Genomic DNA, 21,757 nt, shown 5'->3' on the forward strand with positions numbered 1-21,757 from the left:
TATTACTTAGCCTCGCGAGCGAGGCTTAACTATTTCGAAAAGGTGAACTTATGGGCCACGCAGTAAGCAAATTTCAAGCCGCAAACATTGCGGTACTGACGGTATCCGATACGCGTACTGAAGAGAATGATACTTCTGGCGGCTATTTGGCCGAGCAGTTACAACTGGCTGGGCATAAACTGGCCGATAAACAGATTGTGATTGACGATATGTACCAAATCCGCGCTGTGGTATCACAGTGGATTGCAGAACCTACTATTCAAGCGATTTTGATCACCGGTGGAACCGGATTTACTTCGCGCGATAGCACGCCTGAAGCGCTTAAGCCACTGTTTGATAAAGAAGTGGAAGGCTTTGGTGAGCTATTCCGTATGGTTTCTTATGAAGAAATTGGTACCTCAACCATCCAGTCGCGGGCGGTGGCCGGTTTTGCTAACCATACCGTGATTTTTGCGATGCCCGGTTCGACCGGTGCGTGCCGGACTGGCTGGACTAAGATTATCCAACAGCAGTTGGATGCCGCGCACCGTCCATGTAACTTTATGCCGCACTTGACGGTGTAAGGGGATTTAATGAGCCAACTGACCCACATCAATGCGGCCGGCCAAGCCAATATGGTCGATGTCTCAAACAAAGCGGATAGCGTACGCGAAGCGCGCGCCGAAGCGTATGTACGCATGGCACCTGCAACGCTGCAACTGATCCTGTCCGGCCAGCATCATAAAGGTGATGTGTTTGCCACAGCACGTATTGCTGGGATTCAAGCCGCCAAACGGACATGGGAACTGATCCCACTCTGCCACCCTCTGCTACTGTCCAAAGTGGAAGTAGAGTTAGAAGCACTGCCGGAACAGAACTGTGTACGTATTGAAGCGCTGTGTAAACTGAGCGGTAAAACTGGGGTAGAGATGGAAGCGTTGACAGCCGCATCAGTGGCGGCGCTGACCATTTACGATATGTGTAAAGCGGTACAAAAAGATATTGTGATTGAGCAGGTGCGTTTGCTGGAAAAATCGGGCGGTAAGTCTGGACACTTTAAGGTGAATGCATGATTACCGTGTTGTTTTTTGCCCAAACCCGTGAATTGGTGGCGTGCGAGAGTATGCTGGTTGAGCAGCCGTTCACCAGCGTCGAAGCGTTGCGGCAGCATTTGGCGCAACAACCTGGCAAATGGGATATCGCGTTACAACCGGGTAAGCTATTGGCCGCAGTCAATCAAGCGATAGTGCCGTTTGACACTCCGCTGCACGCTGGCGATGAGGTGGCTTTTTTTCCACCGGTGACGGGAGGTTAACATGGACAATCGGGTTGCAGTACAAAGCGCAGATTTTTCGGTAGCGGATGAATACCAAGCGTTGGCGCAGGGCACTCAAGCCGGTGCAGTAGTGACGTTTGTAGGTAAAGTGCGGGATATGAACTTAGGGGATAATGTGCTTGGTTTACATCTTGAGCACTATCCGGGCATGACCGAAAAAGCCTTATTGGAGATTTGCGATTTAGCCCAAGCGCGTTGGCCGTTACAGCGCGTGCGCGTTATCCATCGGATTGGTGATATGCTCAGTGGTGACCAAATTGTGTTTGTTGGGGTCACCAGTGCCCACCGTAATGCCGCTTTTGCCGCGTGTGAATTCATCATGGATTATTTGAAAACGCGGGCCCCATTTTGGAAAAAAGAGTTGACCACCGAACAGAGTCGCTGGATTGACTCGCGCGCGAGTGATCAACAGGCAGTGCAGCGTTGGGAAAGTGACGTATCGACGCCTCCGCGTTAAATGATTGCGCTACTCAAATGATTGCGTACTCAAATGATAGCGCTACTCAAAATGTGCACAGTGCCGCGTTGATGATGTTTGGCATAAAACAGCGCTTGGTCGGCGACCGCCACCAGTTTTTCAGTGGTGACATCTGGCTCTAATTGATCACTGTGGCGGATGCCGATAGTGATGGTGACATGATCTGACACTCTGGATCTTGAATGTTTTATATTCAGCTCGGTCACCATCAACATTAGCTGTTTGGCGCGCTGCTGACTCTGCTCGGCACTGACATTGGTCATAAAAATTAAAAATTCATCCCCACCATAGCGAAAGCAAAGCTCACCTTCCGATTTCCAACGTTGTAGCGTTTGGCTGATTTGGCGTAGCACCTCATCACCTTGCAGATGGCCATATTCATCGTTGTACTCTTTAAAACAATCAATATCGATCATCAACAGCGCGGCACTCAGGTTATCTTGGCGCGCGGTATCCAGTGCTTGTGGCAGTAAATAATCCATCGCGTAGCGGTTATACACTTGAGTCAGGTGATCGATATGGGTCAAGTGTTCCAGTTTTAATTGATGCTGAGCCAGTTTTTCCACTGAGCGTTTGTAATTGGAAATATTACGGATGATCCAAAGTACCATTTCAGTACCGGGTAATGGGATGATCAAGGCTGAAAAATACTGTTTTTCGATTGGGCCAAGGGCAAGATTAAAATAGGCCAGTTGGGTCGGCTCGATTTCATACTCTAGCTCTTTGGCACAATTTTGATCAATCGCTTGTTCAATCACACTCAAAAATTGAGTCGCTTGCGCCACTGGCAGCACATCATACAGGTTTAAGCCGATCAGGTTAGCCGGATTGTGGTGACGGTTGCTGTCTGATCCACCATACACTTCCAGATAAACGCCCTGTCTATTGAGCAGAAAAATGGGCTCGGGTAATGATTGGAAAATAAACTGCAGAATGTTGGGGTTGGCCATGATCATGGTGGATAAAATAGAAGTCATCAACTTAATGCCTGTTGAATGAGTAGATATTCCTCTATTTATAGATGATTTTGCTGCGTCCCGATACGGGGTGAGCATGACTTTTTACCGATAAATCACTAAACCAAAGAGTGATGTTCTTATCTGGTTAAAAATGGCCACGTAAAGCTCGTGCTTCAGCGATTGGCGAGCATTATTTTATCAATAGAGTGAAAAAATCTGCTTGACCTTAAAGTTAACTCCAAGGTGTAAGCTGACAGCAGACTATAAAAAGGAGATGAAATATGTGTGCTAAACACCATGCGTGTCGTTCAAAATCGTTAACTCAACCAACGCCAACTCATCACACTAGCTGTTCGGGAAGCCCGAAAATCGTGACTATTCGTGCTGCGGGAGTCGCCTCTGCGTGTGATGGTGATGGCTGTTGCAGCACTGTGGATAGCGGCGGTGGTTCAACATTGGAAGATGAGCCTGAGCAACATCGAAGCGAAGAATCAGCATCGCGCTATCAGCAGAGTTGGTATATCACAGGGATGGATTGTCCCTCCTGCGCACAAAAAATTGAAAAAGCGGTCAAGCAGTTGAGTGATGTTGTTCAGGTGCAAGTAATCTTTGCCACACAGAAGTTGGTGGTGGGCTTTAATCAACAAACAACCGCATTAAGCATCGAACAAGCGGTTATCAATAGCGGCTTCACGTTAAGTTCGTCGGGTGCGGTGGCTTCTAACTCCGAACAGACTAAATCTCCTTTCTGGCAAAGTGAAAATGCACGAATCATCGGCATTGCTGCTCTGATGGCGGTGGGTGTGTTAGTCAATTCCGCTGAAATCAGCCGTTGGATTTTCACTATTACCTGTTTTTTGGGTTTGCTGCCCATCATTCAGCAAGCGTGGCGTTTGGCAAAATCTGGTTCTCCTTTCTCGATTGAAACCTTAATGTCAGTGGCGGCTATCGGCGCGTTATATCTTGGTGAAACCTTAGAAGCGGCGATGGTGCTGCTATTGTTTTTAATTGGTGAACGGTTAGAGGCGTATGCCGCGTCACGAGCACGCAGTGGCGTGCAGGCTTTGATGGCGTTAGTGCCTGAAACCGCATTGAGAATTGAAAATGGTCAACGTGTCTCTGTGCCTGCGGAGCAGTTGCAGCCCGGCGATGTGATTGAAGTCGCGCCCGGAGCTCGCTTACCCGCAGACGGACAACTTCTGGCGGCAGCAAGTTTGGATAATAGTGCGCTGACAGGTGAATCTCTCCCCGTAGAACTTACAGTTGGCGCGCGCGTTTCTGCTGGGTGTGTGGTGGTCGATAAAGTGGTGCAGGTCGAAATTACTTCTCGCCAAGGTGAGAATGCCATCGATCGTATCCTACACCTGATTGAACAAGCAGAATCACGCAAAGCACCGCTTGAACGCTTTTTGGATAAATTCAGCCGTTGGTACACACCATTAATGATGATGGTGGCAATCGTAGTGATCATTATCCCACCATTAGCATTTGGTGCGGATTGGCAAACATGGATTTATCGTGGCTTAGCGCTGTTGCTGATCGGTTGTCCGTGTGCATTAGTGATTTCAACTCCTGCAGCAATTACTTCTGGCTTAGCCGCTGCAGCCCGTCGAGGAGCTTTGATCAAAGGTGGCGCGGCATTAGAGCAGTTAGGCAAAATTGAAACTATAGCCTTTGATAAAACCGGTACCTTGACTGAAGGTAAACCACAAGTCACCGATTTGATCCCATGGCAAGATTGGTCTGCCGCAACACTGTTGGCGCATGCAGCCGCGATCGAGATGGGTTCACATCATCCACTGGCGAGATCATTAGTAGCCAAAGCACAAGCTGAGCAGCTCGTACTTCCCGAAGCGCATGAAAAAACTGCCTTGGCTGGGCGTGGGATCAGTGGACAGATTGCCGGTATCACTTATCACCTCCTTGCTCCTAATCGGGTTGAGGTTGAGTTGCCGCCAGTGGTTGCTGAGCAAGTCAGCGGTTTAGAAGCACAAGGCAAAACCGTAGTGGTGATGCTGGACAATCAGCAAGTGGTCGGCGTGATCGCTTGGCAAGATATTTTACGTGATGATGCGCGCGCCGCGATTGAAGCGTTGCAACGGATCGGGATCAAAGCGTTGATGCTGACCGGGGATAATCAGCGCAGCGCTGCTGCGATCAGCCAGCAACTGAATATCGATTTTCGAGCCGGGTTATTACCGCAAGATAAAGTCAGATATATCGAGCAATTGGCGCAAACTCAGCGCGTCGCGATGGTTGGCGATGGTATCAACGATGCACCAGCGATGAAACAGGCCAGCATCGGCATCGCGATGGGCGGTGGCACGGATGTGGTGCTGGAAACGGCGGATGCGGCACTGACACATAATCGGCTGCTGGAGCTGGTTGGCATGGTTGAGCTATCACGCGCCACTTTGGCGATCATTCGGCAAAATGTCATGTTAGCGCTAGGGCTAAAAGCGGTGTTTTTAGTGACCAGCCTTATTGGTATGACGGGATTATGGATGGCGGTATTGGCCGACAGTGGGGCGACTGCACTGGTTACACTGAATGCGTTACGGCTGCTCAAATTTGGTCAGCGTTCGGTTTAAATCGTCAGCCTTAAGCGGTGTGATGCAAATCGATTAGTTGTGCAATTCAATTGATTATTGCTCTGTGCAGTGTGACTGAGCTCGCTTATTTGCTGGCATCTATCGACTAAAGTGACTGAGTACCCTAATGATCAATATGCTGAATAAATGCAAGAGCAGGAGCCTATTATGACCAAAACTGTATTCCACCTTGGCGTCACTGACGCTGATTTAAACGGGGCCACCTTAGCGATTATTCCGGGGGATCCGGCTCGAGTGCAGAAGATTGCCGAGTTAATGGATAACCCAGTGTTTCTGGCTAGCCATCGTGAATATACTGTATATCGCGCTGAGCTAGAGGGAAAATCGGTTGTGGTGTGCTCGACCGGGATCGGTGGCCCTTCCACCTCGATTGCGGTAGAAGAGCTGGCGCAATTAGGCGTGCGTACTTTCTTGCGCGTCGGTACCACCGGGGCGATCCAGCCGCACGTTAACGTGGGCGATATGATTGTTACCACGGGCTCGGTACGTCTGGACGGTGCCAGTTTGCATTTCGCACCGATGGAGTTTCCTGCGGTGCCGGATTTTGAGGTTGCCACGGCGATGAAAGCAGCAGCGCAAGCCAGTGGTGCCGCGGTGCATATGGGCATCACCGCATCTTCCGATACTTTCTACCCAGGCCAAGAGCGTTATGACACTTTCACTGGACGAGTGGTGCGGCGTTTCCAAGGTTCAATGCAAGAGTGGCAACAGATGGGGGTATTGAACTTTGAAATGGAATCCGCGACGTTGCTGACCATGTGTGCCAGCTCAGGTTTGCAAGCCGGTTGTGTCGCTGGGGTGATCATTAATCGCACTCAACAAGAGATCCCAGATCATGCGACGCTGAAAGAAACGGAAGCGCGTTCGATTAAAGTAGTGGTCGAAGCGGCGCGTCATTTACTCCAATAATTGATGATGTTTATCATTTAATATCCCCGCCGAGACCAAATCAGCGCCGTGTTATGGCGCTGATATTCTGTTTAATTACGGTTAGCCGAATCGCTAAATAAGTACCAGTTGTGGTAATGGCTGATACAAGCTTTTGACTAATTGATTGAGCATATGGTCGTAAACTTCAGCGATGGTCGCGGAGATCTCGCCAGTTAATTGATACAGCGCATTACTGTCTAGTCGCTGGCAGCTATCACTGATGGTGTTAAGCTGACAGATTGCCGCGCTACCTGCCGCTGAGCTTAGTGTCAGTGGGCTGATCAACGCCAATTGTTCAAGCTTACGTTGCATCAACTGACCATAATGCACGACTCGAACTGGTTGGTTAGTATTGGGCAGATCCTCAATACATAGACGTAGCTGCGTCAGGGTTTCCATTGCATCAAAAATTTGTTGCCAATTCATATGGTATTGATCACGCAGCTCTGCACGCCCCGCATCGACTAACCAAGCCATACTCACATCATCCATTAAGTACATGCAGTGGCGGATCAATTTGCCGTGTAGCCGTTGGTTTTTTCCTACCGAGGCTTGTGGCCATTGGTTGATCACGGCTTGCAGTGAATTTTGCAAAATACGATATGACGGCTTGTTATCAAAATGGGCGATCTGGATCAGTTGTTCTGCTTTGGCTAACCAACGTTTTTGTAAAGTGGGCAGCTCACTAAGCTTGGTTTGATCGCGGTCTGTCTGACTGAGCGCTTGATGGGTGAGGCTACGATGCTGGCGACATAGCGCCAGCACTTCGCGTAGACCAATCAGCAGCTCGAATTTACGTTGCTGCGCCGAGTGTTTGGGTTGAGCGTAGCGGTAAATCGCACCAAGCATCGCCAATCCAATCAGCAGTGATATTGTTAGCCACATAGTCACCTCCGAAGCGGTATTTCACGGTTGCCGATCATCTGCTACGTAGTCATTACATAGCGACGTATGGAGTAGTGCAGTTTGAATGCCAAGAATTTTATGATTTAAAATCAATGAATTATTTTTTGGGTGAGATTTTTGCTGCTCATTAATGGTGCAGAATGCGCCAAAAGTGTGAGCAAGGTTCAGTTTTAGCCGGTAATGGAGGGATGGCTAATCGATGAGGAGGTTACCAGCGTAACTTATAAAATCCGCATGAAAAAAGCCTTTGCGCTTGGCAAAGGCTTAGTGGTTATCACCGAATCGCTCGATATTGCAAGCCGATGTTGCAAACGGTGTGGTAAGGCTTACATCACACGCATGCCTGCTTGGGCACCTTGATGCGGTTCCAGCAGCCACAAGTCGCTACCACCAGGACCAGCGGCGAGGATCATGCCTTCTGACATGCCAAACTTCATCTTACGCGGTTTAAGGTTGGCGACCACCACCGTGTATTTACCAATCAAATCTTCTGGTTGGTAGGCCGATTTAATCCCAGAGAAGACTTGGCGAGTTTCACCGCCGATATCGAGCTCAAACTTGAGCAGCTTGTCCGATTTCTCGACCGCTTCACAAGCAAGGATCTTAGCAATCCGCAGATCGACTTTGGCGAAATCATCAAACTCAATTTCTGCCGCGAGAGGATCTTTGCTTAGCTCGGTGGCTGCGCTCTTTGGCTTTGCGGCTTCCGCTGCGGCTTTTTCTGCCTCAGCTTCAGCTTTAGACGTGGCAATCATCGCTTCAACCTGTTTCGGATCGATCCGGTTGAACAGCGCTTTGAATGGGGTCACTGCGTGATCAGTCAGCGGTGTCGCGATATTTTCCCAAGTTAACTCTTGGTTGAGGAAAGCTTCCGTACGCAGTGCCAACGCTGGCATTACCGGCTTGAGGTAAGTCATTAGTACCCGGAACAAGTTAATCCCCACGGTACAAATATCTTGCAGCGCTTGGTCTTGGCCTTCCTGTTTGGCCACTACCCAAGGGGCTTTTTCATCCACATATTGGTTAGCTTTATCGGCCAGTGCGGTGATTTCACGAATGGCACGACCAAACTCACGCGCTTCAAACAGCGCAGCGATTCGATCGGCTGCGCCAGCAAATTCGGCGTACAGCTCTGGCTCCGCCAATTGAGCTGACAATTTGCCATCGAAACGTTTAGTGATAAAGCCTGCATTACGTGAGGCAAGGTTTACGATCTTGTTCACCACATCCGCATTCACACGTTGGGTGAAGTCTTCAAGGTTCAGGTCGAGGTCATCAATGCGGTTGTTCAGTTTGGCCGCGTAGTAATAACGCAGACACTCTGGATCCAAGTGGTTGAGGTAGGTGCTGGCTTTGACAAACGTGCCTTTGGATTTGGACATTTTCGCGCCATTCACCGTGACATAACCGTGGACAAACACATTGGTCGGTTTACGGAAACCAGAGCCGTCAAGCATCGCCGGCCAGAACAAGCTATGGAAGTAAACGATGTCTTTACCGATGAAGTGGTAAAGCTCGGTTTGGCTGTCTTTATTCCAGTATTCGTTAAAGTCGAGATCGCCACGCTTGTCACACAGGTTTTTAAATGAACCCATGTAACCAATTGGCGCATCCAGCCATACATAGAAGAACTTGTCTTTTTCGCCCGGAATTTCAAAGCCGAAGTAAGGCGCATCGCGGGAAATATCCCATTGTTGCAAGCCGCCTTCAAACCACTCTTGCATCTTGTTGGCGGTTTCTGATTGCAGCGATCCTGAGCGGGTCCACTCTTTAAGCATGCTTTCAAACTGCGGCAGGTCAAAGAAGAAGTGCTCAGAATCTTTCATCACTGGCGTCGCGCCAGATACTGCTGATTTAGGATTGATCAGCTCGGTTGGGCTGTAAGTCTCACCACACGCGTCACAGTTATCCCCGTACTGATCTTCCGATTTACATTTCGGGCAGGTGCCTTTGACGAAACGATCCGGTAGGAACATCTGTTTTTCAGGATCGAACAATTGAGAAATTGTGCGGCTGGAAATAAAGCCGTTGTTTTTCAGTTGTAGATAGATGTGTGACGCCAGCTCGCGGTTTTCATCGCTATGAGTGCTGTGGTAGTTATCAAAGCTAATATCGAAGCCAGCAAAATCGCGTTGGTGCTCTTCGCTCACCATCTCGATCATCGCTTCTGGTGTCATACCCATTTGCTGTGCTTTCAGCATGATAGGTGTACCGTGCGCATCATCGGCACAGATAAAGTTTACTGTATTGCCGCGCAGACGCTGATAACGAACCCAAATGTCAGCTTGGATATGCTCAAGCATATGGCCAAGGTGGATTGAACCGTTCGCGTAAGGCAGGGCACAAGTGACCAGAAGTTTTCTTGGATCGTTTGCCATACTTAATATTCGCTTTTGTTGATAGGGACTAAATTGAAGCGATAATACTACCCTAAGCACGCAGTCACGCCAAGGCGCGCGGCAGTTGATTCCCCTATCTTTTTCAGGGTTCAGTTGACAGCCAAGCAGTGCTAGCATGGGTAAAAAAGGGGAAGTTATGCTATCCATCCAATCCAAACACGATCTCTGCCTATGGCTGAGCCAATTTTCGCATCCTGATTTAATCAGTGACTGGGCGCTGGCTCCCGGGCTGGTTAAGGTGACGCCTAATCAACAACTCATCATCCAACTGCCGTTTGCGGCGCATGATCTGGTTAGCCAATTGAACGCTTGGCTGGTCAAACAGCAAGCCAGTGGAGCAATCGCGCCGATCACCTTTGAGATTCAAGTGCAACCCAAAGCGTTAGTCACCCCGCTTGGTACATCCGTCAACGGAGTGAAAAATATCATCGCAGTGACGTCCGGCAAGGGTGGGGTGGGTAAATCGACCACGGCCGCTAACCTAGCATTGGCAATCGCGCAGTCAGGTGCCAAAGTCGGTTTATTGGACGCCGATATTTATGGCCCATCCGTGCCGCTGATGCTCGGCAAAACCAAAGCTAAACCCGTTGTGCGTGACAATAAATGGATGCAGCCGATTGAGGCGCACGGCATTGCCACCCATTCGATTGGTTATTTGGTTGATGAGGCGGATGCGGCGATTTGGCGCGGTCCAATGGCCTCTAAAGCGTTGGGGCAGCTACTCAATGAAACCGAGTGGCCTGATCTGGATTATCTGGTGATCGATATGCCGCCGGGCACCGGCGATATTCAGCTTACTCTTGCTCAGCAAATTCCAGTCACTGGCGCGGTGATTGTCACCACGCCACAGGATTTAGCGCTAGCGGACGCGCGCAAAGGGGCCGCGATGTTTGCCAAAGTGGCTGTGCCAGTGCTTGGGCTGGTGGAAAATATGAGTTATCACATCTGTAGTCACTGCGGTGAAAAAGAGTCTATTTTTGGGGTTGGCGGAGCGCAAACCTTGGCTACTGAATTTGGTTTATCACTGTTGGCGCAAATCCCGCTGCATATTGATTTGCGTGCCGATCTGGATGCCGGTGTACCAACGGTGGTCGCGCGCCCAGACAGCGAACATACTGAGCGTTATTTAGCCCTAGCGCAGCGTGTCTGCGCCAGCTTGTATTGGCAAGGTAAACCCAAACCGGAGTCGATTGCGATCCAGTGGATGAACTAAGCCGAACTCGGTCATTTTGGTCAGTGTCAATGTAATCGGTTGCACTGACTGAAACTTATCCATCCAAGCTTGGCTAGTCGGTTTTTGCCAAATGCAAACTGGTATCTAGGTCACAGTTTCCCTATAATCAGGCGGTTTACCTTCATTCCTCACAACCATGTTCGGGTGCATAAAACCATGTCTGAAAATAATCAATGTGTCATCGTCGGTATTGCTGGCGCTTCTGCTTCTGGTAAAAGTCTCATTGCGAGCACGATCTATAACGAGCTGCGCGCCAAAGTAGGTGACCATCAAATCGGTGTGATTACGGAAGATTGCTACTACAAAGATCAGAGTCATCTGAGCATGGAAGAGCGGGTTAAAACCAACTACGACCATCCGAATGCTTTAGATCACGATTTACTGTGCCAACATTTAGAAATGCTGGCCCGTGGTGAAGCGGTTGAAGTGCCAGAATACAGCTATACTGAGCATACCCGCACCGCAAACACCACCACCATGACCCCGAAAAAAGTGATCATTTTGGAAGGTATCTTGCTGCTGACCGACCCTCGTCTGCGCAGCTTAATGCATGCGACCGTGTTTATGGATACCCCGTTGGATATCTGTTTACTGCGCCGCGTTAAGCGTGATGTGCAAGAGCGTGGCCGTACGATGGAATCGGTACTCAAGCAGTACCAACAGACTGTGCGCCCAATGTTTATGCAATTTATTGAGCCATCGAAACAGTACGCTGACATTATTGTGCCGCGTGGGGGTAAAAACCGGATCGCGATTGATGTGCTGAAAGCACATATCGCCAAACTGCTCAAAGCGTAATTTTCACCACAGCTTTACATCAGTTTGCTTTATTTTTCCCAATAGAAGTGGCACGTTAGGTGCCACTTTCTTTTTATCGTCAAGCAAGGATATGCCGATGAAAAAACTCTTTCTTTTCGTGCTGGGTGTGGTGGTACTGCTGGTTGCTGCACTGCTAGCCTTAGTCTTATTGATCAACCCCAATCAATTTAAACCACTGATTGTCGAACAAGCTAAGCAGCAGACTGGATTAGATCTGGTGATGGAAGGCGATATCGGCTGGCAATTTTACCCATCGATCGGCTTTGAATTAGGCAATACTGAGCTGAAAAACCCAGCCGGTTTCCAAGCGCCTAATTTGTTTAAAGTGGATAGCGTAGGGATTGCGATTGAGCTGATGCCACTGCTCGATAAACAGCTTAATATTGGCCAACTGCGTTTAGACGGAGCGGAGTTCTATCTGGAAACCCTCAAAGATGGTCGCTCGAATCTTGATCTGGTAACTCAAGCGCTACAATCAGCTAAGACCACTCAAGCCTCCCCTCAAGCTATTTCTGAGCAAGCAAGTTCAGGATCTGCCAATAGTGGATGGAATATGACTTTGGCTGGCGTTGCGGTGCATAATGCGCTGCTGCAAATTGTTGATCACCAAGCTGGCAGCCAAACCAAGTTGTATGACGTGCAATTAGCGGTGAGCGAGTTTGCTCCCGAGCGTTGGACTAGCGTGACCTTTGCTGCCAAAGGCGATAAAGATCAGCAGAAACTTGCCGCGCAAGGTGCAGCAGAAGTGCGTTTAGCCGCCGATTTTAAACAGTATGCGCTACGCAATATTAATCTGGATGCCAGCTTTAGTGATCCCAGTAACCAAATCGATTCTGCCAAACTGAAACTCGATACCTTTGAGTTTGATAAAGCCAATGCCTTGAGCTTCTCGGTAGCGGGTAAAGCGGCGGACATCAAACTTAATGCGCAAGGTTCGGCCTCACTGATGGTCAATCAAGCGATCAGCAAAGTCGGTTTGGAGGCACTGAAACTGCAAGTCGAATTGGAAGGAACTGCGTTACCGCAATCCCCGATGAAGTTAAGTGTAGACTCGCAAATTGCTTTCGATTTGACCCAAAACCATCTCAGAGTGCTGCTCAATAAATTGACCGCTAACGCGTTGAGTCTGGATGGTAAAGTCGATGTAACGTTAACCGAGATCCCGAAGGTTCGCTTTAATGTGCACAGTCCCGAGCTTGATGTGGATGCCTTGTTAGGTACGAAGGATCAAAAGTCGCAATCTGCACCGGCCAAGGAAGCGGCGCCATCCTCATCGTCCGCTAGCGTGGCAAATGCTCCTAGAGAAGTAGAGCCGGACTTATCCGCCTTGAAAACTTTGGATGTAGCGGGTGAGATCCGCATCGACAAATTCACTGCCAGTAATGCCCATCTGCAAAACGTGCAAGCCAATTTCGCACTCAATCGTGGCGTGGTGGATTTGCAATCGTTGACGGCCAAGCTTTACCAAGGTTCATTGCAAGCCAAGGCGCACTTGGATACGCGTAAAACTCCGGCAAATTACACCTTGCAGTCACAGCTCAAAGGAGTACAGGTTCAACCCCTCCTTAATGATGTGCTGAATAATCAAATGCTGGCCGGCACGGGTAATATTGATCTTAACCTGCAAGGTCAAAGTTTAACCCCAACCGGCATTCAGCAAAATCTACAAGGTACGGTGGCGATTAACTTTGCCGATGGCGCGGTGAAGGGGATTAACGTGGCACACCTTATTCGTACCAACTATGCCAAAATCAAAGGCCAAAGTGTCGAGGAAGCGGATACGGTTAAGCAAACCGATTTTAGTGCCATGACCACCACCCTAACCTTAAATAAAGGCTTAGTGACCACTAAAGATCTTAATCTGCAATCGCCACTGCTGCGTATTCATGGTGAAGGTCAGGCCAATTATTTGCAGCATACGGTTGATTTTTTAGTGCGCACCTCGGTGGTTGGTACGCTGGAAGGCCAAGGCGGTAAGAGTTTGGATGAGCTGCGAGATGTGACGATTCCAATCAATATTTCCGGTACTTGGAGTGCGCCTAAATTCCGGCTGGTATTTGATGAAGTGCTGAAGCAAAAGGCCAAAAAAGAGGTCGATCGTGGGGTTGAGAAGCTAACCGATAAAATCAAAGATGAGCAGACTAAAAAAGCGGTCGATGGGTTACTGAAAGGCTTGTTTAAATAGCGATACCCTTCCTACCTGCAACGCCAAGTTGTTTGGGTATATCGCATTTCTCAAATCATTCATTTCTCAGGTCATCGCTTTGTTAGATCATTGAGTGTTCAATAAGGGCTGATATTCAGCCCTTAAGTTTATTTGTGCTTCGCCAATTGCGACAAACTGCAAGTAGCAAGGCTATCGTTACCAATCCACCCCTTTAAGGGCTTTCACACCCGCTTCAAAGGCGTGCTTAATGTTTTTCACTTCCGAAACGGTATCCGCCAGCTCAATTAAACTGCGGTGTGCACCGCGTCCAGTGATGATCACCGATTGCATACTAGGGCGTTGCTCTAGAGCTTGCAGCACCTCATCCAGCTCGATATAACTGTAGCTCACCATATAAGTCAGTTCATCCAATAGCACAACATCAAGTGTTGGATCTTGTAGCATCCGTTTACAGTGTTGCCATACCTGCTGTGCTGCTGCGCTATCACTGGCGCGATTTTGAGTATCCCAAGTAAAGCCGGTTGCCATCACTTGGAATTCCACGCCCAGCTTTTCTAACAGATTACGCTCGCCATTGTCCCAAGTGCCTTTAATAAATTGCGCGACGGCGCAGTGCTTACCGTGACCGACGGCGCGGGCAATGGTGCCAAATCCGGAGGTTGATTTGCCCTTACCATTGCCGGTGATGATCAGCAATAAGCCTTTTTCTTGCTGAGCGGCTGCGATTTTGGCATCGACTTGCTGTTTAACCTTCTGTTGGCGGGCTTGGTGGCGCTCTTGTTTGATCTCATCGCCTGACATACACAATCCTTTTTCCATTGGGGAGCGGTCTTTATCATAGCCCAATTAATTACTGGCCAACAAAATAATCAGGCCAGCATACAGTGCTGGCCTTGGTTATCATTGATAAAAGGTGGCAATGGTTAGAAGCGGTAGTTCGCTTGTACACCGATTAGCCATACATTGCCTGATACATTACCTGTAAATGCACCACCGATTGCGGCTGCAGTTTGGTCTGAAGCGTCACGAGGTTCGTTGATGGTGGCATCTTTCGCAAAGATATAGGTAAAACCGGCATCGAGAGTCAGTTGTGGTGTTGCAACATAACTACCGCCGACACTTACCCAAGTACGGTCTGTTTCTGGGATGGTTGCTGTGCGGTTTTTATCGTCTACCGCTGATGTGTCGTATGCGACGCCCGCACGCAGAGCGAGTTTAGCATCGTATTGATACGTTGTGCCCAAAGCAAAGCGGTAATTGTCTTCCCAGTTTTCTGATTTGATGAGGTCAGATTTTTCTGGGAACACAGCCGTCAACTCTTTGAATGAACTCCAATCTGTCCAGTTAATGCTAGCGTGAATCGCCCATTGGTCATTGAGTTGGTGGAAGCTTGCCAGTTCAGCCGTTGCCGGAAGAGTCAGAGACATCATGCCTGGCTTATTCGTGCCATAGCTAATACCTTCTGCATGGCCTTCAAAATCCATTATCACTTCCGATTTATAAGCAAAACCTAAGCGGTGATCTTGATTGATTTGCCATGCACTGCCTACTTGCCAACCCCAAGAGTTATCTTTACCTTCCATATATTTCAAAGTCGTGCCTTGAGGAAGTTTTAAAGCGTTCTTAGTTGGCGCAGTTGCACCGAAATGACCTTCACCTATCACATAACGCACACCACCACCAATACTCAGTTGAGGCAAGATTTGGTAAGCAATATTGAGGTTGGCTTCTTTGCTGATCACGCTCGCTTGGTTACCAAAGTGAGAGGCTGCAAACTCAGTACCTAGATCCGTTTCCATACCGTAGTTAGTACCAAGAGCAAAACCCAGTGCCACTTGTTCGTTTAACTGGTGTGACAGGTAGAAATTCGGAATCACAGCATCGTGGGCAAAATCGTTTGAAGAAGCTGCGGTTTGACCAAGCAGTTGATGCTTGACGGTTCCATCCACATCAACGTTTGGGTTTACGTAAATTGCACCCGCTGAAACTTGCGTACCTTTGAGGTAAGTTAACATGGCTGGGTTACGCCATTGTGCGCTGGCGTTGTCTGCCATCGCGGCTTCACCGGCGTAAGCACGGCCAAGACCCGTTGCTGAATACTCAGCAAGCTGGAAACCTGCCGCTTGGGTAAAAGTAGAAACACTGGCTAAACCGAAAGCCACAGCACAGGAGAGGAGAGTCTTATTGGTTTTCATTAGGATTGTTCGCTGAAATTTGCTGGTTTTTGTTGCGGCAAGTCTACGTCTAGAGCAATTGCTTTAAAACTTCAAATCAACGAAAGTTATAGATTTGAAGTTTTAATCTAAAAAAAATGAATTTTCCAGATTATATTTCTAATTGTAATCATGTGGTTATTGGTTTTTCAGCGTACAAATGTAGGTTTATATGTGTGGTTAATCGCACAACTGTACGCTGATGTTGGGCAATTCGAATGAAGAGGAAAAAGAAAGGGGCTGATAAATCAGCCCCTTAGCAATGCGATATTTTGACGTTTTAATTAGAACGTGCGGCTGTACTGTAAGCCCAGAAGAACTGCATCTGCATGAGTTGTTGCGGTAACAGAGGAAACAGTTAGAGATTCATTCACCTGTACATCTTTACCCATCAGATAAGTAAAACCAAAGTCAACATTTGATTTTGCATCGACTTGGTAAGTAAAACCTGCTGATAACCACTGGCGGTCTGAATCTGGTACTGAAATTGAAGTTACAGAATCTTGGGCACTGGTGTCATACATATAACCTGCACGCAGGGTCCAATCACTGTTCAGGTAATAGGTACCACCAATAGAGTAGTGCCAGCCATCTTGCCATTGGTATTGTTTAGAATATGTACCACCAGCAGCCAGCTGAGCACCAATTGGAGAGCGGCTAGCGCTTAGATTTTCAAAATCAATTTTGTCGAAAGCGCTCCAGCCAATCCATTGAACACTATAATGTACAGCAAACTGGGTATTTTCGATTTTGTGAAAACCTGAAAATTCTGCGATGTCTGGTAACGGTAGAGTAATTTCTTGGCCGTAGTCATCTTTCGCTTTAAATTCAGGGCTGTAGCGGTATGACAAACCAAAGCGGTTATTTTCATCCAATTCGTAGACAGATCCTAGGTTGAAGCCTACTGCCCAGCCATCAGCTTTATCAACATTAATTAAACTCACACCCTTTAGCTGTCCAAATGACGCGCCGGCCACTCGTTTCATAGTGCCCTGACCGTAGATAAGATCTAAGCCTGCACCTAGACTAAGCTGTTCATTAATACGGTATGAACCAGAAAGGCCGAAGTTTGCGCTTTTTACATCTGTTAAACCACCATATTCTGAGGCTAGGTAGTTATCAGCGAATTCTGTTTTTGTACCAAAGTTTGAATAGGCGTTAACACCCCAAGCAAACTGGTCATTAACAGGAACAATCAGATGGATATTAGGAGCAACAGAAGTACTACCTACATCATCTGTATCAGCGACAGGCAGTGTTCCTTGCAGAGTGCCATATTTGGCATCCTTTACATCAATCATGGTTGTGATGGTTTCAAAGCCCAGTGACAGCGAGGTTTTATCAAACAGTGCCATCGCAGCTGGGTTACGCGACATCACTGAAGCGTTATCGGCAATTACCGCATCACCAGCGAAAGCGCGGCCAAGACCAGTGGCGGATTGAGCGTTAAGCTGGAAACCCGCGGCAAAAGCTTGTTGGGTGGCGAGCGTTACCGTAACGGCAAGCAGGGATTTTTTAAACAGACGCATAGTGTTCATTTCGGCTTTTCCTTTTTTGTTTCGCCTCTAATGGGCGTTTTTGAGCATTGGCTGATGACAGCTATGGCTCAGTGGTGGCTGATCCTAGTCGCTAGTATAAAAAATACAAATCCGACCATTGGCTAATTATGCGATAAATTTGTTGAAATGGTAGCGATTGGGCGGTAATTGATGTGAAAGTGGTAAAAGTTAGAGTTTTCACTCTATTTGTTTTATTCAAGGGGGTGAGGTATTGCGTGCTTGGTATGCAAAATTCGGATAACAAAGTGGCGTGATCGGTGACAATATGCCGACTTATCGCCCTCGTAGATCGTACCTTGTGGCACTAGATCGGGTATAAATCACCTTAAAATTGATCTAATTCAAAAAATCTTGCCCTGAAGTGGTTATAGTAACCCTCGTCATCTTGTTAGTCATTGCGACTAACTTTGTTGAGCAAAGATGATACTTCCTTTTGAAGGCTGACTTTACTTTCTCCTAATCAGGAAACTGATTTTTCAATTGGCGTAAGTTAATTGCTTTACCCATTCCAACCACACAGTTTTGTGTGGTTTTTTTTTGCTGCAACAAAATCCTAGCAACCCTCTTCACTGAACCTTTGGGGTTATAAAGTCGGTTTAAAAGTTTGTTTAAATCACGCTTATTTACACAACGAGTGTTCACTGTTTAACATCTTTATTACAATGTGTTTAATCCGACTTCTTATTTGAAGGACATCTGATGAGCACACAGCAAGTCAAAACCCGTAGTGGAGAGCGAATCGCGATAGTCGCGGGGCTACGCACTCCTTTTACGCGGCAAAGCTCCGAGTTTAGCCAATTAGCCGCGGTTGATCTGGGCAAAATGGTGGTCCAAGAGCTGATCACGCGCACTATGCTCGATCCTAAATTGATTGAACAACTGGTGTTTGGTCAGGTGGTACAGATGCCTGAAGCACCCAATATTGCGCGCGAGATTGTGCTCGGTACGGGCATGTCGATTCACACCGATGCGTACAGTGTCACTCGCGCTTGTGCGACCGGTTTTCAAGCGGTGGTCAATGTGGCAGAAAGCATTATGGCGGGCACTATCGATATTGGTATTGCCGGTGGAGCGGATTCTTGCTCTGTGCTGCCGATTGGAGTTTCCAAACCGATGGCCGCTGCGCTATTAGCTTTGAGTAAAGCCAAAACCCTACGCCAAAAAGTCACGGCCCTGCGTGGCCTCACTTGGCGTGATGCACTGCCGGTTCCTCCTGCGGTGGCGGAGTACTCTACCGGTTTGAGCATGGGGCAAACCGCAGAACAAATGGCCAAAAGTTACCGTATTTCCCGAGCTGAACAAGATGCGTTAGCGCACCGTTCGCATAGTTTGGCGGCGCAAGCGTGGCGTGAAGGTAAGCTACGCGCTGAAGTGATGACCGCTTTTCCTGAGCCGTACCAACAGTGGCTAGATACTGATACCAATATTCGCTTTGATTCGAGCTTAGATAGCTATGCAAAGCTGCGCCCAGTGTTTGATCGCCAATATGGCTCAGTGACGGCGGCCAACTCGACCCCATTAACCGATGGTGCGGCGGCAGTGATGCTGATGCGCGAAGGTCGGGCCAAAGAGCTGGGTATTGGTATCATGGGTTATATCCGCGCTTACGCATTCAGCGCCAGTAGTGTTGCGCAAGATATGCTGATGGGGCCTGCTTATGCCACACCGATGGCTCTGGATCGCGCAGGGATCACGTTACGTGATTTAACCTTGATTGATATGCACGAAGCATTTGCGGCGCAGACGCTAGTCAATCTGCAGATGTTTGCCAGTGATAAGTTTGCGCAGCAGCAGCTTGGGCGAGCACAGGCGATCGGTGAAGTCGAGATGAGTCAATTTAATGTCCTAGGAGGCTCACTGGCTTATGGCCACCCATTTGCGGCGACCGGTACTCGGATGATCACCCAAACCCTACAAGAATTAAAACGCCGCGGTGGTGGTTTAGGGCTAAATACCGCTTGTGCTGCCGGCGGGTTAGGCGCGGCAATGATTCTGGAGGTGGAATAATGAAACCCAAGCAAGCCTTTCAGCTTTCGATCGATGCGCAGCATTACGCTTGGTTAGCGATTGATGTGCCAGATGAAAAAATCAACACCTTGCAAGTGGCGTTTGCCGAAGAGATGCAAGCGCTGTTTGCGGCACTGCAACAACACACCGCGCCCATCAAAGGGCTGATCATTCACTCGTTAAAACCGGACAATTTCATGGCCGGCGCAGATATTCGCATGCTGCAGGCTTGCCAATCGGCGCAGCAAGCACAGGAGCTAGCGTTACAAGGGCAGCAAATCTTTCAGCAACTGGCCGATTTACCTTTTCCGGTGGTGGCGGCGATTCATGGCCCGTGCCTCGGTGGTGGTTTGGAATTAGCTTTAGCGTGTGATTATCGAGTATGTAGTGAGGAGTCGATTACTCAGCTTGGTTTGCCTGAAGTGAGGCTAGGGCTGCTACCTGGCTCTGGCGGGACGCAACGTCTACCACGCTTGATTGGGTTATTACCCGCACTGGATCTAATCTTGACCGGTAAATCACTGCGTGCTCGGTCAGCGAAAAAACTCGGCTTGGTGGATGCCTGTGTCCCACATTCGGTATTGCTTGAAGTTGCTATGCGCCTATTAGAGCAGAACCAGCATCACAAGCGTGCACCGCGCCGATTATCGCTCCCGCAGACAATGCTCGCTAAAACTGGCTTAGGGCGCAAACTGGTGTTTGAGCAAGCGCGCCGTAAAACCGCGCACAAAACGCGTGGCAATTATCCGGCGATACCGGCGATCTTAGCGGTGATCGAGTCTGGACTGGAACACGGCATGCCAGCGGGTTTAGCCGCCGAAGCTAAGTGTTTTGGTGAGTTGGTGATGAGTCCGCAATCAAAAGCGCTGCGCTCGATTTTCTTCGCCACCAGTGAGATGAAAAAAGAGTTTGGCGTTTGTACCGAGCCGGCGGTAGTTGGTGCGGTGGGGGTACTCGGCGGCGGTTTGATGGGGGCAGGGATCAGTCATGTCACACTTGCGCAAGCTAAGCTGCCAGTGCGGATTAAGGATGTGACCAATGATGGAGTATTGCATGCCCTACGTTACAACTATCAATTATTTGATAAACAAAAACAGCGTAACCGATTAAGCCAGGCGCAGTTACAAGCACGGATGGCACAGTTGACGGGCGGAACCGACTGGGTCGGTTTTGAGCGTTGTGATGTGGTGATTGAAGCGGTGTTTGAAGATCTTAAACTCAAACAGCAGATGGTGGCAGAGATTGAGGCCCATGCTAAACCAACCACTATTTTTGCCACCAACACCTCATCATTGCCGATTGAGCAAATCGCCAGCCAAGCTGCGCGCCCAGAGCAGATTGTCGGTTTGCATTATTTCAGCCCAGTGGAAAAAATGCCGCTGGTGGAGGTGATCCCACATCGGCATACCTCACCACAAACCATTGCGACTGTGGTTGATTTCGCGCGGAAACAGGGTAAAACGCCGATTGTGGTTCAAGACCGTGCCGGTTTTTACGTCAACCGAATTTTAGCGCCTTATCTCAATGAAGCGGCGCAAATTTTGTTGACTGGTGAGCCAATTGACAAGATTGATCGTGCGCTGCTCGATTTTGGTTTTCCGGTGGGGCCGCTCGCATTAATTGATGAAGTGGGGATCGATATTGGCGCGAAAATCATGCCGATCCTCGTCAGTGAGTTGGGGCCACGCTTTCAGGGGCCAGAGGTGTTTACGGCACTACTTAACCAGCAACGTAAAGGCCGTAAAAGTGGTAAAGGTTTCTATCTTTATTCAGGCGCTAATAAAAAACGGGTCGATAAAACGGTCTATCAACTGCTGAAATTACGCCCTGAATCGAAACTGAATGATAAAGCGCTGGCGCTGCGCTGTGTGCTGCCAATGCTTAACGAAGCGGTACGTTGTTTGGATGAGGGCATTATTCGCAATCCACGTGATGGTGATATCGGGGCGATTTTTGGGATCGGTTTTCCACCGTTCTTAGGTGGTCCATTTCGTTATCTCGACACGCTGGGTTTAGCTCAAGTCGTCGCAATGATGAATCAACAGACTGAACAATACGGTGAAAGATTTGCCCCCTGCGATGGTTTGCTGACCAGAGCGGGCTTAGGCGAAACATTCTATCCGCTATGCTAGGACGGAACTAAACATCAAGCTGTCATA

The 21,757-nt window shown here is 48.6% G+C and carries 17 protein-coding genes; 11 read left to right on the forward strand and 6 right to left on the reverse strand.

Annotated features, from left to right (window positions below; translation table 11 throughout):
• Positions 1 to 50: 50 nt before the first annotated feature.
• From moaB to moaE, 4 genes are read left to right on the forward strand one after another with little or no spacing between them, the layout of a single operon-like run.
• Positions 51 to 563, forward strand: a complete 513-nt coding sequence (gene moaB, locus G7083_RS10120; protein WP_166014654.1) for a molybdenum cofactor biosynthesis protein B — start codon at positions 51 to 53, stop codon at positions 561 to 563.
• Positions 564 to 572: 9 nt separating this feature from the next.
• Positions 573 to 1,052 (forward strand): cyclic pyranopterin monophosphate synthase MoaC, encoded by a 480-nt coding sequence (gene moaC, locus G7083_RS10125; RefSeq protein ID WP_166014655.1) that lies wholly within the window; start codon positions 573 to 575, stop codon positions 1,050 to 1,052.
• Positions 1,049 to 1,294, forward strand: coding sequence for a molybdopterin synthase sulfur carrier subunit (gene moaD, locus G7083_RS10130; RefSeq protein ID WP_166014656.1), 246 nt, complete (start codon positions 1,049 to 1,051; stop codon positions 1,292 to 1,294). The genes moaC and moaD overlap by 4 nt, the downstream gene beginning before the upstream one ends.
• A 1-nt stretch (position 1,295) precedes the next feature.
• A complete protein-coding gene (gene moaE / locus G7083_RS10135; RefSeq protein WP_166014657.1) occupies positions 1,296 to 1,772 on the forward strand; it encodes a molybdopterin synthase catalytic subunit MoaE in 477 nt (158 codons plus the stop codon).
• 29 nt (positions 1,773 to 1,801) lie between these two features.
• On the opposite strand, the gene G7083_RS10140 is transcribed toward moaE, so the two are convergent.
• Positions 1,802 to 2,770, reverse strand: a complete 969-nt coding sequence (locus G7083_RS10140) for a diguanylate cyclase (protein ID WP_166014658.1) — start codon at positions 2,768 to 2,770, stop codon at positions 1,802 to 1,804.
• A gap of 263 nt (positions 2,771 to 3,033) precedes the next feature.
• Here G7083_RS10140 and G7083_RS10145 point away from each other — a divergent pair, with 263 nt between their 5' ends.
• Together G7083_RS10145 and udp are read left to right on the forward strand one after the other, a co-directional pair.
• Positions 3,034 to 5,343: a zinc/cadmium/mercury/lead-transporting ATPase gene (locus G7083_RS10145; RefSeq protein ID WP_166014659.1), complete on the forward strand. Its 2,310-nt coding sequence runs from the start codon at positions 3,034 to 3,036 to the stop codon at positions 5,341 to 5,343.
• A 168-nt stretch (positions 5,344 to 5,511) separates the two neighbouring features.
• Positions 5,512 to 6,273: a uridine phosphorylase gene (gene udp / locus G7083_RS10150; protein ID WP_166014660.1), complete on the forward strand. Its 762-nt coding sequence runs from the start codon at positions 5,512 to 5,514 to the stop codon at positions 6,271 to 6,273.
• A gap of 93 nt (positions 6,274 to 6,366) precedes the next feature.
• Here the strand turns inward: udp and G7083_RS10155 are convergent, their stop codons facing one another.
• On the reverse strand, positions 6,367 to 7,179 hold the full coding sequence (locus G7083_RS10155) for a hypothetical protein (protein WP_166014661.1): 813 nt from the start codon (positions 7,177 to 7,179) through the stop codon (positions 6,367 to 6,369).
• Positions 7,180 to 7,526: 347 nt separating this feature from the next.
• Positions 7,527 to 9,578: a methionine--tRNA ligase gene (metG, locus tag G7083_RS10160; RefSeq protein WP_166014662.1), complete on the reverse strand. Its 2,052-nt coding sequence runs from the start codon at positions 9,576 to 9,578 to the stop codon at positions 7,527 to 7,529.
• Positions 9,579 to 9,735: 157 nt separating this feature from the next.
• Between metG and apbC the strand changes: the two genes are divergently transcribed.
• From apbC to G7083_RS10175, 3 genes are all read left to right on the forward strand, one after another.
• Complete coding sequence (gene apbC, locus G7083_RS10165) at positions 9,736 to 10,812, forward strand: iron-sulfur cluster carrier protein ApbC (protein WP_166014663.1); 1,077 nt, start codon at positions 9,736 to 9,738, stop codon at positions 10,810 to 10,812.
• A gap of 177 nt (positions 10,813 to 10,989) precedes the next feature.
• Entirely contained in the window at positions 10,990 to 11,631 is a 642-nt protein-coding gene (gene udk, locus G7083_RS10170; RefSeq protein WP_166014664.1) for a uridine kinase, read from the forward strand.
• A 97-nt stretch (positions 11,632 to 11,728) separates the two neighbouring features.
• Positions 11,729 to 13,837 carry an AsmA family protein gene (locus G7083_RS10175; protein WP_166014665.1) on the forward strand — a complete coding sequence of 703 codons (2,109 nt, stop codon included), beginning with the start codon at positions 11,729 to 11,731 and terminating at the stop codon, positions 13,835 to 13,837.
• 177 nt (positions 13,838 to 14,014) lie between these two features.
• On the opposite strand, the gene cobO is transcribed toward G7083_RS10175, so the two are convergent.
• The 3 genes from cobO to G7083_RS10190 all read right to left on the reverse strand — a co-directional run bounded on the left by cobO (position 14,015) and on the right by G7083_RS10190 (position 17,570).
• Entirely contained in the window at positions 14,015 to 14,620 is a 606-nt protein-coding gene (cobO, locus tag G7083_RS10180; RefSeq protein WP_166014666.1) for a cob(I)yrinic acid a,c-diamide adenosyltransferase, read from the reverse strand.
• A 122-nt stretch (positions 14,621 to 14,742) separates the two neighbouring features.
• Positions 14,743 to 16,014, reverse strand: coding sequence for an outer membrane protein transport protein (locus G7083_RS10185; RefSeq protein WP_166014667.1), 1,272 nt, complete (start codon positions 16,012 to 16,014; stop codon positions 14,743 to 14,745).
• Positions 16,015 to 16,316: 302 nt separating this feature from the next.
• The gene (locus G7083_RS10190; RefSeq protein WP_166014668.1) at positions 16,317 to 17,570 is read right to left on the reverse strand and encodes an outer membrane protein transport protein; all 1,254 of its coding nucleotides are present in this window, start codon (positions 17,568 to 17,570) and stop codon (positions 16,317 to 16,319) included.
• A 720-nt stretch (positions 17,571 to 18,290) separates the two neighbouring features.
• Between G7083_RS10190 and fadI the strand changes: the two genes are divergently transcribed.
• Together fadI and fadJ are read left to right on the forward strand one after the other, a co-directional pair.
• Complete coding sequence (fadI, locus tag G7083_RS10195) at positions 18,291 to 19,598, forward strand: acetyl-CoA C-acyltransferase FadI (RefSeq protein ID WP_166014669.1); 1,308 nt, start codon at positions 18,291 to 18,293, stop codon at positions 19,596 to 19,598.
• On the forward strand, positions 19,598 to 21,730 hold the full coding sequence (fadJ, locus tag G7083_RS10200; protein ID WP_166014670.1) for a fatty acid oxidation complex subunit alpha FadJ: 2,133 nt from the start codon (positions 19,598 to 19,600) through the stop codon (positions 21,728 to 21,730). Before fadI ends, fadJ begins: the two co-directional genes overlap by 1 nt.
• The last annotated feature ends 27 nt before the right edge of the window (positions 21,731 to 21,757 follow it).

It is taken from the genome of Vibrio sp. HDW18, assembly GCF_011306175.1.
Lineage (GTDB): Bacteria > Pseudomonadota > Gammaproteobacteria > Enterobacterales > Vibrionaceae > Vibrio > Vibrio chanodichtyis.

What these genes read in the sequence shown, in the direction of transcription:
- moaB (WP_166014654.1), top strand. Translation starts at nt 51, where the DNA reads ATGGGCCACGCAGTAAGCAAATTTCAAGCCGCAAACATTGCGGTACTG.
- moaC (WP_166014655.1), top strand. Translation starts at nt 573, where the DNA reads ATGAGCCAACTGACCCACATCAATGCGGCCGGCCAAGCCAATATGGTC.
- moaD (WP_166014656.1), top strand. Translation starts at nt 1,049, where the DNA reads ATGATTACCGTGTTGTTTTTTGCCCAAACCCGTGAATTGGTGGCGTGC.
- moaE (WP_166014657.1), top strand. Translation starts at nt 1,296, where the DNA reads ATGGACAATCGGGTTGCAGTACAAAGCGCAGATTTTTCGGTAGCGGAT.
- G7083_RS10140 (WP_166014658.1), bottom strand. Translation starts at nt 2,770, where the DNA reads ATGACTTCTATTTTATCCACCATGATCATGGCCAACCCCAACATTCTG.
- G7083_RS10145 (WP_166014659.1), top strand. Translation starts at nt 3,034, where the DNA reads ATGTGTGCTAAACACCATGCGTGTCGTTCAAAATCGTTAACTCAACCA.
- udp (WP_166014660.1), top strand. Translation starts at nt 5,512, where the DNA reads ATGACCAAAACTGTATTCCACCTTGGCGTCACTGACGCTGATTTAAAC.
- G7083_RS10155 (WP_166014661.1), bottom strand. Translation starts at nt 7,179, where the DNA reads ATGTGGCTAACAATATCACTGCTGATTGGATTGGCGATGCTTGGTGCG.
- metG (WP_166014662.1), bottom strand. Translation starts at nt 9,578, where the DNA reads ATGGCAAACGATCCAAGAAAACTTCTGGTCACTTGTGCCCTGCCTTAC.
- apbC (WP_166014663.1), top strand. Translation starts at nt 9,736, where the DNA reads ATGCTATCCATCCAATCCAAACACGATCTCTGCCTATGGCTGAGCCAA.
- udk (WP_166014664.1), top strand. Translation starts at nt 10,990, where the DNA reads ATGTCTGAAAATAATCAATGTGTCATCGTCGGTATTGCTGGCGCTTCT.
- G7083_RS10175 (WP_166014665.1), top strand. Translation starts at nt 11,729, where the DNA reads ATGAAAAAACTCTTTCTTTTCGTGCTGGGTGTGGTGGTACTGCTGGTT.
- cobO (WP_166014666.1), bottom strand. Translation starts at nt 14,620, where the DNA reads ATGTCAGGCGATGAGATCAAACAAGAGCGCCACCAAGCCCGCCAACAG.
- G7083_RS10185 (WP_166014667.1), bottom strand. Translation starts at nt 16,014, where the DNA reads ATGAAAACCAATAAGACTCTCCTCTCCTGTGCTGTGGCTTTCGGTTTA.
- G7083_RS10190 (WP_166014668.1), bottom strand. Translation starts at nt 17,570, where the DNA reads ATGAACACTATGCGTCTGTTTAAAAAATCCCTGCTTGCCGTTACGGTA.
- fadI (WP_166014669.1), top strand. Translation starts at nt 18,291, where the DNA reads ATGAGCACACAGCAAGTCAAAACCCGTAGTGGAGAGCGAATCGCGATA.
- fadJ (WP_166014670.1), top strand. Translation starts at nt 19,598, where the DNA reads ATGAAACCCAAGCAAGCCTTTCAGCTTTCGATCGATGCGCAGCATTAC.